Source organism: Bacillus cereus group sp. MG9 (genome assembly GCF_040459995.1).
Lineage (GTDB): Bacteria > Bacillota > Bacilli > Bacillales > Bacillaceae_G > Bacillus_A > Bacillus_A mycoides.
The window spans coordinates 212,597-226,511 of sequence record NZ_JARVHC010000001.1 but is presented as its reverse complement, the minus strand read 5'-3'; the positions used below and the strand labels follow the sequence as shown (position 1 = coordinate 226,511).

Below are 13,915 nucleotides of genomic sequence, written 5' to 3'. Positions count from 1 at the left end.
ACATTCTTCTCGTTATTTTTCGATAGATAGAGCTGGTAAGTTTGCACTAATACTATTGTATTTTTCAGGGTCAATTCCTTTTATATTCCCGTTATAACCAGTAATTGTTCTACGATAGTTTAATAGAATTACTGGTGGATCCTCACTTAATTCTTTATACAGTTCTTTATAGATTGGTTTACGTTTTTCAATATCTACCGTTTCAATACCTTTTTGAATTAACTCATCTACTTTTGCATTTTTATAACCAAGACTCTTCTCATTGACACCCGACAAATATTCACCAGCTGTTTCACTCGGATCACTTGTAATTGGTGTCGAAACAGACGCTAAATCATAATCACCTTTATTTACCTTCGAAAGCATAGTATTAAAGTCCATAAATTCAGGGTTAAATTCTACACCTATTTCTTTATAATTCTCTTTTGCAATCGGAATTAATAAATCGCTATCTTTAGCCGAACTTGGGCCGAAATAAGAAAGCTTTAATTTTTGACCATCTTTTTCACGAATTCCATCCGAACCAACTTTCCATCCTGCTTCATCTAATAATTTTTTCGCTTTTTCTTTGTCGTATTCATATTTATTAACTCCTTCTTCCGTATAAGCCCAAGAAGTTGGATGAATTGGTACATTAGCTACCGTACCGTATCCTTTCAATGCTGTATCAACATATTTTTTACGATCTAATCCGTAAATAAGTGCTTGACGAACCTTTTTATCCTTTAAGTACCGCTTATTATTATTCATATAAATATAGCTAAATGACGCTGCTGTTTCGATTTGGATATTTGCAAATTCTAAAGCCTTAGCCTGTTCAAGAACTTCGTCACCAGTACCTAGGCCAGTGTAGTCAACCTCACCTGTTTGGAATAATTGAAGCTTCGTATCACCAGAAGTAATTTTATAAATGAAGTTTGGAATTTTTGGTTTACCCGCATAATAATTTTCATTTGCTACAAATCGCACTTCTTGCCCTGGGATATACTTTTCAAATTTATATGGACCCGCAGCTATCGGTTTTTCATATAACGCTTTTAAGTAATCTAAGCTTGTATTTTGTTTGTAATCTTTTCCATAATAAGCTTTTGATAATACCTCTCCACCTAAGGCTGTTAGTGCCTGTGAATTAACTTTTTCAGTTGTAATTTTAATTGTCTGTGGATCAACAACTTGAATTCCTTCAATAGAAGTTGCTTTTCCTTCTTTATATTCTTTACCACCTTTAACAGCATATTGAGAAATGTCTTTGTCACCCTCATATGCCTTATCATGTAAAAGCGTCAATGTGAACGCTACATCATCTGCTGTTAATGGTGAACCATCGCTAAATTTCAAATCTTTACGTAAATGGAATGTATATGTTAACTGATCAGAGGAAATATCCCACTTCTCAGCTAATTCTGGAGTTGGTTTTCCTTGTTTATCTGTAGATACAAGGGATGCAAAAATAACTGAAGTGACGTTTCCATCCCAACCATTTTGTTGGAAATATGGTAAAAATACGCCGCCTGGTTTACTAATGCCAACTACTAACGTATCTTTTCTATTCTTCGCTTTATCTGGTACTTTCGTCTTATCTGTCGCAGCAATATTTTCAACTTTTATATTTTTTAAATCTTGCTGTTTTACTGGTTCTGTAGAAGCCGTATCCTCCTGTCCCCCACAAGCAGATAACACAAGCGAACTACTCAGTAATACCGAAAATACACCAGCCCATTTTTTTGTCTTTTTCTTCATTGTCCCCACCCTAACTTTTTTTTAATAATTACACCTTATGAACTGCTTGCCTAATGTATGCCTCCCACAGCAACATTTTATAGCCAATCGGAAAAGTCGGTTTTGGTTATAAAAAAATAGTTGTTTTTGAGGGGTAACAATCTTATTCCGACCTTTCCGGTAGACTTTATGGTTATTAGCTTATATCTTTCAGTATATTTTGTCAATTATTTCTATATAAATATTTCGATAATTCCCCAAAAATTATTGAGCAATATTCAATTTAGGTAAACTTAACAAAATACCATTATAATTATCTTCTTGTAATCCTTGAATTCGTGCATTATGTGCAGACACGACTTTACTATTGTTTAAGAAAATAACAGGTGGATCTTCACTTAACTCTTGATATAGTTTTTTATAGATTTCTTTTCGTTTTTCAATATCCAATGTTTCTAATGCCTGCTTAGCTAATTCATCTACTTTCGGATTATGATATCCATCATAATTACGCTTACTTGTCGAAACAAACTCCTCAATTGTTCCGCTCGGATCATCAATCATCGGTGTGGAGACCATCGCTAAATCATAATCTCCTTTAATTACCTTGGAAATCATCGTATTAAAGTCCATGTATTCAGGATTGAAATCTACCCCAATCTTTTTATAATCCTCCTTCATAACGGGGATCATCACATCATTGATTTTACTTGCAGAAGAAGCAAAATAACTTACCTTCAATTTTTGGCCATCTTTTTCACGAATACCATCTGATCCAGCTTTCCACCCAGCTTCATCGAGCAATTTCTTCGCCTTTTCTAAATTATATTCGTATTTATTGATTCCTTCTTCTGTATACGCCCACGAAACTGGTGTAATTGGTACATTAACGAGTGAAGCGTATCCTTGGAAATATGTATCAATGACCTTTTGACGCTCTAATCCATAAATAAACGCTTGGCGTACACGTTTATCTTTAAAGTATGACTTCTTATAATTCATTTTAATGTAACCGTATGAACTTCCCGTATACACATTAACATTAGCAAAGCCTAACTCTTTTAATTGTTCAATCGTCTCCGCATTTGTCGTGAAGCCATCATAATCTACTTCGCCCGCTTGAAATTGTTGTAGCTTCGTATCACCTTTTGTAATTTTATAAATAAAGTGCTCAATCTTCGGTTTACCTTCAAAATAATTTTCATTTGCTACAAAACGAACTTCTTGACCTGGAATATATTTATCTAGTTTATAAGCTCCTGCTCCCATCGGTTTTCCATATAACTCTTTTAAATACTCTAAATTCCCTTGCTTATATTCTTTACCGTAATAAGCTTTTGATATAACTTCTCCACCAATTAACGATAATGTTTGGGCATTTACCTTTTCAGTTGTAATCGTAATTGTTTTCGGATCGATGACTTGAATCCCCTCAATAGATGTAGCCTTTCCTTCTTTATATGCTTGCCCACCCTTTATTGCGGTTTGGCTTATGTCCGTTGCACCACTATAAGTTGGATCATGTAGTAAAGTTAATGTAAATGCTATGTCATCCGCTGTTAACGGTGAACTATCACTAAACTTTAAATCATCTTTCAAATGAAACGTATATGTAAGCTGATCCTCCGAAATATCCCATTTCTTCGCTAGAATTGGAATTGGTTTCCCCTCCTTATCCAATCCAACGAGAGGAGCAAAGATAGCTTGTGTTATATTACCATCCCACCCATTTTCCATAAAATGCGGAAGGAATATCCCGCCAGGGCTCGGCATTCCCACTACAAAGGTATCTTTTCTTTCTTTTGCCTTTGCTGGACTTTTTGCTTTGTCACTCGCTTTAATAAACTCATCTTTTACTTTCGGCATCTTTGTTGCTTCATTTGTACTTGTCTCTTCTTGAGCACATCCTGCTAATAAAACCGATGTACTAAGAAACGTAACAAGTAACCCTTTAAAAACCTTTCGCATAATTCTCACCCTTACTTTCCTGTTTTTTTATTAAGTGGTAACATAACGCCAATTCTGTAACTATCTTTACTTTACCTATAAAAATAGTATGAATTAATTTCAAGATTATTCCTTTTCACTAGTTATGTCAATCCTTGCTAATTGATGTCTTTCAAAAAATTAAAAACACCTTCTATTACCTAATAGTCCCGCATAGAATAATAACAATTAACTACCAAGAAGGGGGCGAAAATATGGACAACCTATTCCAATATGTCCTGCACTATGTATTATTAACAATCATAATAGTCGGGGCGTTATTACTATTCCCTTTCTTCCCAAAGTTCGTCCTCTTTTTAGCTTTTTTTATTATGCTCGGGATCGCTATTATAATTTCAACAAGGGAAGATACCACACAAAAAGAAAGCAGAGTTCAGCGCGTAAAGCTGTAACTCTGCTTTCTTTTTTCAGTCATAACGTATTCTTGTTAAACCAATTACGAAAAATACTCCTGCAAATAAAATGAGTATACCAATATATCCTCCTATATCTGCTAATGTACCTCCCCTTACAATTAACTCAGTAAAGCCACGCATCGCCCACGTTTGCGGAACAAAATTTGCCGCCGTTTGCATCCATGAAGGCTCAATTTCAATTGGCCAATAAAGACCACCAATCATACACGTTGAAATTACAACGATATTCCCTAGTGCGGACTGCTGTTCTGTTGTTTTCACGATACTTGCCAATAATAAAGCTAGACCAATAACCGTTAATAGCAATACTGAAACGAGTGTAATAACCCCTAATAAATTTCCCCACTGCACATCAAATAATGAATGCGTTAATATCATTAAAACACCAAATTGAATCCACCCTATTAAAAAGAAGGAAAGGATATATCCTGCTAGTATTTGAACTTTTGAAACTGGTGCCCCTAATAAACGAGACCAAACCCCAAGTTGTCTAGCTTTCAAAATAGTTCCCGTCGCACTTAACATGACAATCATGACGAATAGAATTGAAAAGCCTGCCGCTCGACCTGTAACGTTATTTAACTTTTGATCATCGTGTAAAATCAATTCTTTTTGAATCGAAACAGGATCTATTTTTGTATAAATTGTTTCATACATCGTTTCCCACGAAGTGTTACTTTTCTTCTCAAAATCTCTTGCTGCACTAACTTCTATCTCCATCTTTTTTAATGCACTTGCTAATACTTGCTCTACAGAAGTTCCACCCGTAAAATCAGCACTGGCTTGAAATTGAATATTTTCTACTTTTCCATCTTGCATACTCTTTTGAAAATCTTTCGGAATGATGATTATACCAGATGATTTCTTATCTTCGATCCTCTGTGTCCCTTCCCTATACGTTACCTTTTCTATAGAAATTAAATCACTTTTCTTTATTTCCTCATAATACTTGCCAGATAATACAGAACCATCTTTATCTACTAAACTAATATTTACTTTCTCATTCCCACTTCCGCCTAAAAGTCCACCGAAAATGAGTGTAAAAATAATAGGCATTCCAAACATGAGTATATAACTTTGTGGCTTAATTAAAATTTGTTTTAATTCTAGCCAACAAAGCGCCCAAACTTTCTTCATCATTTCCCCTCCTATCTCGTACGTAAACGTAACGTTCCAATCATAACGGAGATAATTCCTGCACTACATAAACTTAAAATGACAGGGAATAGCACATCCCAAGATGTTCCCGACATAATATTTAAAAAGCTCGTAAGTGCCCATTTATTCGGAGCAATATTTGCAACTGTTTGAAGTGTATCGGGAAATACGTAAATCGGTAACATTGATCCTCCTAATATAGCTAGTATTTGAATACCGATTCCCCCCATTAAATCTGCCGTTTTTTCCTCACGAATAAAAGCGGCGATTAACATAGATAAACCAGAAACACAAATTGCATAAGAAATTCCCAACACTACTATTTGAGACACATCTTCGCCCCATTCCACATGAAACATAAAGCGTGTAGCAACTATAAATATTCCAAATTGTATACAGGCAAATAGTAATGTACCTAAAAACTTCCCGAATAAAATTGAAAATGAGCTCGTCGGTGTACTGAACAAACGCGCCAACGTTTCAGTTCGTTGCTCTGTTACAACTGACTTTGCACCTACTGTTATGTTATATAGTAAAAACATGACTAACATTGCTGCTGCATAATATTGCATCGCTGCAACTGTTTTTTTGCCTACCGTTCCTTTTTGGATGTTACCCACACTTGCAGTTGCTATCGTCTGTAGACTTCCACTTACCTCTTTTGCAACTTGTGCTACATCACTCTGCTGAGATTTTGCTAATTCTGTTACAACACTTTTAGTAGATACTGCGACTGTTTGAACACGTTCTGAAAAAGAGCGGATCATTGACTCAGCAATTTTTGCTTGTATATCTTTTGATGGGTCTATAAGCACCTTTGGTTCTTTTAATTTTCCATCTTGTACTTGTTCGCTCCATTTATTTGGGATGACAATTCCTACATCTATTTTCTTTTCCTTTAACATATCTTCAAGCTCTTCCCGAGAGTTAACTACCTTTACTTTCACATCATCTTTTATTTCTTTAGATTGCAATACATCTTTTTGAAAGACATCTGCAAACTCATCCGTTCCCTCTTGATAATAGCCAATTACTGTTTTCGGTAGTCCACCACTCTCAAATACATTACTTAATGCTGAACCTAAAATAGCCGTTAATACAAGTGGCATAATTAACATCATCATAAATCCGCGCCGATCAATTAAACGGATTTTTAAATCTTTCCATGCAATAATGAAACTTCTCATCTCGTACTAACCCCCTTAATCACGAAGTGAACGTCCTGTTAATTGTAAAAAAAGTGCCTCTAAATTCGGTTCTTTTACTTCCAGTTTTAAAATTTGAGCTTTGTTTTCAACAACTTCTGAAACAACTATGCCAATTGCCTCGCCACCATTTAGTCCAATATCAATCGTGCTACTATCTTCGTCAAAAATAATCCGCTCAACAACAGGTAGTGCCTTCAACTTTTGTAGCAGTTCCGTACTGTAGCGATTTAATTGCAATTTCACCATAAACCCATCTGTTAGACGATTACATAGCTCTCTTTTCGTTCCTAGTGCAATTACCTTTCCATGATCAACGATGGCAATTCGCTCACATAAATACTCAACTTCTTCCATGTAATGACTCGTATAAATGACCGTCATACCTTTTTCATTTAACTTTTTAACAGTCTCTAAAATATGATTTCTCGATTGCGGATCAATCCCGACTGTCGGTTCATCCATAATTAATAACTCTGGTTCGTGCATAAGTGCTGCACCAATATTAATACGCCTTTTCATTCCACCTGAAAATGTTTCAATTTTATCCTTCCCCCGGTCCTGTAAACCGACGTAAGCTAACACTTCCTCTGCCCGCTCTTTTGCAACTTTTCCATTTAAACCGTACATCTTTCCCCAGAAGATTAAATTTTCCTTTGCTGAAAGTGTCGGATACAGCGCAATGTCTTGCGGGACAATACCGATTTTCTTTTTCGCTTCTAATGGATACTCTTTTACAGATTTCCCACCAACTTTTATATCACCACTATCGTATGGAATTAACCCGCAAATCATTGATATCGTCGTTGATTTCCCCGCTCCGTTTGGTCCAAGCAATCCAAATGTTTCACCTTTTTTCACTTCAAAAGAAACATTCTTTACGATTTCCTTCTTGCCAAATGATTTCGTAATATGATCTATGACTAACATATTGATTCAGCCCCTTTGTATTCATCTACACTTTCATTGTAGAAAAATTTCTTCTTCTCTCCATCACCCTTAAGATAGAAATACAAAATAAAAAAGCAGCAAATTCCGCTGCTTTTTCACACTTATATATGCCAAAAGTCATGTGTACATCGTGACGCCATACCTTACTGCGTATATCGCTGCTTGCGTTCGATCTCTCAGTTCTAGCTTACTAATCAAATTAGAAACGTGATTCTTAACAGTTCCCTCTGTAATAAATAGCTTTTCGGCAATCTCTTTATTATTTAACCCCAGTCCAATTGCTCTTAAAACATCTACTTCTCGCTCAGTTAATTGTTTTAGTTGTTCTGGTGGGTTACACTCTACTGCCACTTTCGTCTTTTTTAATTCCTCTATAATTTGCGCTGTTATATCCTGAGGAAGCACAACCCCGCCACTATGCACCGTTAAAATTGCTTGCGCGATTGCATCTGTCTCCATATCCTTCAATAAATAACCACTCGCTCCTTGCTCTAATGCCTCAAAAATAAGCTCACTATCACTAAAAGTTGTTAACATAAGAACCTTTATATAAGGAAACTTTTCTCTAACTAAACGAGTTCCTTCAACACCATTCATACGAGGCATCCGAATATCCATCAAAATAATTTCAGGCTGTAATTGTTTCACCTTTTGTACGACTTCATCCCCATCACTAGCCGTCCCTACCACTTCCAGTTCCGGACGTAAATTTAATATCATTGCCAATCCATCACGAATCAGTGATTGATCATCAACAATCATAATTCGAATCATAACGCTCCCCCTATTACCCATGTTTTTTCTCGGAGTGGAAATTCGATTTTTAGGCGAAAACCTTTTTCTATTTCACTTTCAAATTGAATGATTCCACCATGCTCCTCTACACGTTCTTTCATATTAAGTAAGCCAAATCCAGGGCTTACTTCATTTACTCCCATACCATTATCCAAAATACATAACTTAACTTGTTCCACTGAACAAACTAAACTTACTTCACATAAACTAGCTTTTCCGTGACGTTTTGCATTCGTTAAAGACTCTTGCATAATCCGAAGCAACGTAGGCTGTAGTGACAACGGAATCAAAACCGGATCTCCTTGTAATTGAAAAGATACTTGTACTTTCGTCACTTTAGAATATCCATGTAACATTTCACGCATATTCTCTATTATGTTCCCTAGTTTACTTTCCTCTTTTAAGGCATGCACAGAAGCTCTCACTTCTTGAAGTGATTTTCTAGCTAACCCATGGCATGTATGTAAAACCTCTTCTGTAGCGTCCGATTTTTGTTTCCATAAAACCTCCGCCAGTTGTAACTGAACAAGTAATGCTGTCATATTATGACCAACAGTATCATGAATTTCTCGGGCAATATCATTTCGCTCCCGAACAGCTGTCAATTCTTCTACCTCTTTTGCATATAGACGTAATTGCTCATGTGCTTCTTTTAAAGCTGTATGAGATAATGCTAATTCCCCATATTGCTCATCTACCATTTTTCGCGCAGCTGTAAGTTTTTTTATTAAGTTTCCAGCTAAAGCACTGAAAATGATAAACATAAAGTTAATTGCATTACTCTCCAATTCCAGACTCTCTGTATGTTGATACGTATGTAGTATATTTATAAACCAACAAAGAAAGAAAAAAGCGATAAAAAAATAAGTCATCCTTTTACGCCAATCATGAATAAATAATCCTACCGCATCAATTCCAAATATAATTAAATACAAACATGTCTCGGGAAATAAAAAACCTAATAACGCTGTGACAATACCGTTTGTGAGCAAGGTATAAAAAACAAGTTTCCTACTCCCTTTTGCTTTTACAAGCAAAATATGATTCACAATATAAATAAAAAGTGCAATACCGACAAAAATTTGTAAATTTTCTGTTTCACGTGAAACATGATTTGCGTAAACTAAGCAAATCATGACGATTGTAGCAATCCGCGCATATCCTAACATAAAATTCTCCCCACGTTTTAGTGACCTAAAGTTCATTCTATTATCACAGCAGCAAGAAAATTATACCAATTTTTCTACTTTCATTATACTAAAAAGAGCAAGCCCTCCCCCAAAATATGAGGAAACAACTTGCTCTTTTTCATTCTATTTTCTTTACTCCACAATATTCTCTAACTCATTATATAACTCCGCTCGTAAAAACTCTTTTTTCGTTTTTTCTTCATATAATTGTTCAAGCATTTCAACATCAACTACATTTTCCATTTTACATTCGAGTGCATATATATCTTCTTCTATATGCATTAACTCATTTTCAACTGCCTCTAAATCCCTAGACTTCTTCTTTTTTATAGGCATTACTTCTAACGCTTTATTCCCTTGCTGTTGCTGCTTCTGTTTTACTACTTGTTTCTCAATTCTTTCTTCCCACTTTTGACGAGCCCATGCATAGTTCCCTGCAAACTCAAATAATTTGTGCTCATCAATCCAATATGTCTTTTCAAACAATTTTTTTAAGAAATAACGATCATGTGAAACAGCTAAAATCGTCCCATTATATTGTTCAAGGGCCTCCTCTAAAACTTCCCTTGATTCAATATCAAGATGATTCGTCGGTTCATCTAAAATAAGAAAGTTAACATCTTGATACATAAGTTGCGCGAGCCTTAACCTCATTTTTTCTCCACCGCTAAGTTGTGTTACTTTCTTAAAAACAGCTGGACCATAAAATAAGAAACGAGCTAATATATGTCTTGCTTCTCCCTCTGTTACAGCCACGCAATCTCTGAAAGCTTCCAATACATTGTTCTTCATATTCCCGTACGCATGTTGCGATAAATAACCGATTTTCACACTACTACCAATCCGAATTTCTCCAGCATCTTGCTGCATTTCTTTTAGTAATAGTTTTAATAACGTAGTCTTTCCTGTACCATTACGTCCAACGATAGCTGCGCGCTCCTGAAAACGAATATGCAAATTTACTTTCTCGAATAAAGATCGTTCATCAAATCCTTTACTCACTTCTTTCATTACAACAACATCTTTCCCGCTTCTCTCTTGCCCTTCAAACTGAAGTCCCATCTGTTTTCTATCCAAAATGGGTCTCTTTAGTTTCTCTATGCGCTCTAATGCACGTTCCATATTTCTGGCTCTCTTATGCAATCCTTCATTCGGCGGATTCGCTTGATTTGCCCATTCACGTAGACGCTTAATTGCTTCTTTCATTTTCTTTATTTTCTTTTGCTGTTCTTGATACGCTTGAAATTCTTGAAGCAGCCTTTCTTCCTTTTCCTCAACAAACTGTGAATAGTTCGTATGATATACGTGAATTTCTCCATCTTCTAAATCAAAAATTTTCGTTACAACTTCATCAAGGAAATAGCGATCATGCGAAATGACCATAACTGTTCCTGTATATTCTTTTAGAAATTGCTCTAACCACTCGACTGCAAATAAGTCCAAATGATTTGTTGGTTCATCTAACAAAAGTAGATCTGGTTTCTGCAATAGCATATACGCAAGGCTTACTTTTGTTTGTTCTCCACCACTTAACTCCATAAATGATCTTGGAAATAGTTCCGTCACCTGTAGACCATTTGCTACCTTCATAATATTCGCTTCTATTTCATAACCACCGAGAAACGCGTACCTTTCTTGAATTACTCCGTATCTCTCCATCAATTTTTGTAAAGCAGATGATTCCTGTTCTTCCGCCATATTTTTTTCTAAATCATGCATTTCTATCTCCAACTCTTTTTCCTTTTTAAAAGCGGAGCTTAATACATCATATACATTCATTTCATTATTAAATTTTGGAATTTGTGCTACATGACCAATGCGCGTACCTTTCTTCACATGAATAGCCCCTGCATCCAAACCCTCAATTCCTGTTAAAAGCTGAAAGATAGTTGTCTTCCCACTACCGTTACGACCAACTAATCCAATACGTTCTCCATTCTTTATTTCAAGCGATATATTTTCAAATATGATGTTTCCACCAAAAGATTTCTTTACATTATTTACACTACAAATTGTCATTTTCCGTACTCCTTTCAATATAAAAAACCATGGGAAAGAAACATTCCCCATGGTTTTTGTCATAGAAAAAGGAAGCCAAATAGCTCCCTTTTCACACGTTTATCAAAAATGGGTGAAGAGACTTCTATCGTTCAATAGCTACTATGCAATTGTTAAAAAAGGGCATACGTATCCCGTTAACAACTACATCATGAAAAATCGCACGACAAATATAGATATAATCTAAAAATTTTGCGCGCGTAGCTAAAGAACATTTCATCTCATTCACTCCTTTCGTACGGAATTTAATACTTACTTCTTTATTATACTTCCCCGATTTATGTTTGAATAGTCATTTTTCTGAAAATAATGAAGATAGACTAAACATTTCAATAAGTGACATCAAATCTTACAAAACTGTTATGTTCACGTAATGGAAAGCGATAGTACGAAAAGATGCCTCCCTATACAATAAAGATATAAACAAGAGAGACAAAAACAAGGAGGAAACAATCATGATGAAAGAAATCGTAAAAGCAATCTTTGAGGTATTAGTGAACGGACAAGCAGTTGTAAAAGAACTAAACGAACTATAAAAGGGAGGAAAGAACTATGATGAACATGGTAAAAATGATCTTACATGCTTTAGTTGATGCGAAAGCAGTTAGCCAAGAATTAAACCAACAATAAAAAGGGGTATATGAATATGAAGAAAGCCATTATTGTAATCGCAAGTACAGCAATTGCCTTATACACAATAAAAAATAGAAAAAAGAAACAAAATGAAAATGCTCTATATTATCCATACACACTATTAAAGAAAAAATAAAAGACAAGGTACCCTATTGCAATGAGGATATCTTGTCTTTTATTTTTCCCTATTCCCTTTAAAGGATTTCCTTCTCCTTTTCCCGAATGTATTAAGCGGGATTTTTACATATATTTTAAAGGGGCATATACAAATGGATACACAACAACTATATTTTTTAAACGATATCGGTAAACAAAAACCAGAAAGCATTCGGAACAGAAGCGCTGCATGTCCTTTTTGTGACAGAGAAAATTTAACGGATATTTTAGCAACTGAGGGCTCTATTATTTGGTTAAAAAATAAATTCCCTACATTACAGGATACCTTTCAAACCGTGCTAATCGAAACAGATAATTGCGAAGACCATATCGCAACATATACAGAAGAACATATGAGAAAACTAATTCGCTTCTCTATTCTCCATTGGTTAAACTTACAGGAAAATGAAGAATTCACTTCTGTGATTTTATACAAAAATCATGGTCCATTTTCAGGCGGAAGTTTGCATCATGCACATATGCAAATTATCGGAATGAAACATGTAGACTATCTTGAAAATATTGAGGAAGCAAATTTCCAAGGGGTAATTGTTCAAAAAAATGAACGCATTGAACTCAACATTTCAGAGCGTCCTATTATTGGCTTTACTGAATTTAACATAGTCATTGAATATATTGCATTTATAGATGAAATGGCAAATTATATTCAGCAAACTGTACGTTACATACTGACAGATTTCCATAAAGGATGTAGTAGTTATAACTTATTCTTCTATCATCTAAATGGAAAAATCATTTGTAAAGTTGTTCCTAGGTTTGTCGTTTCACCGTTGTATGTAGGATATAAAATACCACAAGTTTCTACAAAACTAGAAGAGGTGAAAATACAACTAGCGCAGTATTTCATGAAGCACGAAGACAAAATTATTCACAAAAAAACAGAGTAGGTATAGAAAACCTACTCTTTGATTACACCTTTATTTCGATAGTATACATCCTCTAATCCGATGTTATACTTCATATTGTTATCCGTCCACTCTGGTCCTAAATTCCCTGGCCATCCAGATGTATTCGCTATATATTTCAGTAATGCAAAATCAGTCAAACCTTTTTGCACCCCGCGCTTATAACCTTTCATTAAATGCGGCATTGCAATTTGCGCATTTGTACGTGGATCTTTCAGCTCTTCATCAGTTAAATGATCTGGCGCAAGCCCACCACCGCGGTGTAATTGAAACAATCCGAATGAAGTTCCGTTATCTCCAACACTTCTTGGATTTAACCTACTTTCGTGTTCGGCAATTGTAAGAGGTATCCATTCCGGAAGGTTTACTTTCTTTGCTTCCTCTATAATGATTTGTTTCATCTGTTTTGCTTCTTCTGAATCAACATAGCTTGTCTCATTCATTAGCTTACCCATTCCTTCAGACTTTCCTTGGAAATATAAATACACTCCAAGAACAACTAAAAATCCTACAAAGAATTTCTTCACTACCTCTACCTCTTTCTCCGCTGAAATTTGTCCCCTTTCAGCCTTTCTTTTACAATTACCAACACTCTATCATTCTCTTACCTTTCAATCATAGCAAATTACTATACATATTATCATCATGCTTTAGACCGATTTTGCGAAAAAACATATGGTAAATACGTGCAAAAATGTAAC

At 35.3% G+C, this 13,915-nt stretch carries 13 protein-coding genes; 3 read left to right on the top strand and 10 right to left on the bottom strand.

Annotation, left to right across the window (positions count from 1 at the left end):
- Positions 1-12: 12 nt before the first annotated feature.
- Both QCI77_RS01270 and QCI77_RS01265 read right to left on the bottom strand, forming a co-directional pair.
- Positions 13-1,740 carry an ABC transporter substrate-binding protein gene (locus QCI77_RS01270; RefSeq protein ID WP_353824424.1) on the bottom strand — a complete coding sequence of 576 codons (1,728 nt, stop codon included), beginning with the start codon at positions 1,738-1,740 and terminating at the stop codon, positions 13-15.
- Positions 1,741-1,983: 243 nt separating this feature from the next.
- A complete protein-coding gene (locus QCI77_RS01265) occupies positions 1,984-3,687 on the bottom strand; it encodes an ABC transporter substrate-binding protein (protein ID WP_353824423.1) in 1,704 nt (567 codons plus the stop codon).
- A gap of 233 nt (positions 3,688-3,920) precedes the next feature.
- On the opposite strand from QCI77_RS01265, the gene QCI77_RS01260 reads away from it, so the two are divergent.
- Positions 3,921-4,118 (top strand): hypothetical protein, encoded by a 198-nt coding sequence (locus QCI77_RS01260; RefSeq protein ID WP_002115459.1) that lies wholly within the window; start codon positions 3,921-3,923, stop codon positions 4,116-4,118.
- 15 nt (positions 4,119-4,133) lie between these two features.
- On the opposite strand, the gene QCI77_RS01255 is transcribed toward QCI77_RS01260, so the two are convergent.
- The 7 genes from QCI77_RS01255 to QCI77_RS01225 all read right to left on the bottom strand — a co-directional run bounded on the left by QCI77_RS01255 (position 4,134) and on the right by QCI77_RS01225 (position 11,719).
- Positions 4,134-5,279, bottom strand: coding sequence for an ABC transporter permease (locus QCI77_RS01255; RefSeq protein WP_353824422.1), 1,146 nt, complete (start codon positions 5,277-5,279; stop codon positions 4,134-4,136).
- Between the two features lie 11 nt (positions 5,280-5,290).
- Complete coding sequence (locus tag QCI77_RS01250; protein ID WP_113770469.1) at positions 5,291-6,487, bottom strand: ABC transporter permease; 1,197 nt, start codon at positions 6,485-6,487, stop codon at positions 5,291-5,293.
- Positions 6,488-6,502: 15 nt separating this feature from the next.
- Entirely contained in the window at positions 6,503-7,435 is a 933-nt protein-coding gene (locus tag QCI77_RS01245; RefSeq protein WP_000960163.1) for an ABC transporter ATP-binding protein, read from the bottom strand.
- Between the two features lie 138 nt (positions 7,436-7,573).
- Positions 7,574-8,230, bottom strand: coding sequence for a response regulator (locus tag QCI77_RS01240; RefSeq protein WP_000619338.1), 657 nt, complete (start codon positions 8,228-8,230; stop codon positions 7,574-7,576).
- A complete protein-coding gene (locus QCI77_RS01235) occupies positions 8,227-9,420 on the bottom strand; it encodes a sensor histidine kinase (protein ID WP_353824421.1) in 1,194 nt (397 codons plus the stop codon). The genes QCI77_RS01240 and QCI77_RS01235 overlap by 4 nt, the downstream gene beginning before the upstream one ends.
- A 153-nt stretch (positions 9,421-9,573) precedes the next feature.
- On the bottom strand, positions 9,574-11,460 hold the full coding sequence (abc-f, locus tag QCI77_RS01230) for a ribosomal protection-like ABC-F family protein (protein ID WP_353825749.1): 1,887 nt from the start codon (positions 11,458-11,460) through the stop codon (positions 9,574-9,576).
- 124 nt (positions 11,461-11,584) lie between these two features.
- A complete protein-coding gene (locus tag QCI77_RS01225; protein WP_002139888.1) occupies positions 11,585-11,719 on the bottom strand; it encodes an RAxF-45 family protein in 135 nt (44 codons plus the stop codon).
- Between the two features lie 420 nt (positions 11,720-12,139).
- Between QCI77_RS01225 and QCI77_RS01220 the strand changes: the two genes are divergently transcribed.
- Together QCI77_RS01220 and QCI77_RS01215 are read left to right on the top strand one after the other, a co-directional pair.
- Positions 12,140-12,268 carry a hypothetical protein gene (locus QCI77_RS01220; RefSeq protein ID WP_002029408.1) on the top strand — a complete coding sequence of 43 codons (129 nt, stop codon included), beginning with the start codon at positions 12,140-12,142 and terminating at the stop codon, positions 12,266-12,268.
- 133 nt (positions 12,269-12,401) lie between these two features.
- Positions 12,402-13,196, top strand: a complete 795-nt coding sequence (locus tag QCI77_RS01215) for a DUF4931 domain-containing protein (RefSeq protein WP_353824420.1) — start codon at positions 12,402-12,404, stop codon at positions 13,194-13,196.
- An 11-nt stretch (positions 13,197-13,207) separates the two neighbouring features.
- On the opposite strand, the gene QCI77_RS01210 is transcribed toward QCI77_RS01215, so the two are convergent.
- A complete protein-coding gene (locus QCI77_RS01210; protein WP_000713256.1) occupies positions 13,208-13,741 on the bottom strand; it encodes a transglycosylase SLT domain-containing protein in 534 nt (177 codons plus the stop codon).
- Positions 13,742-13,915 lie beyond the last annotated feature (174 nt).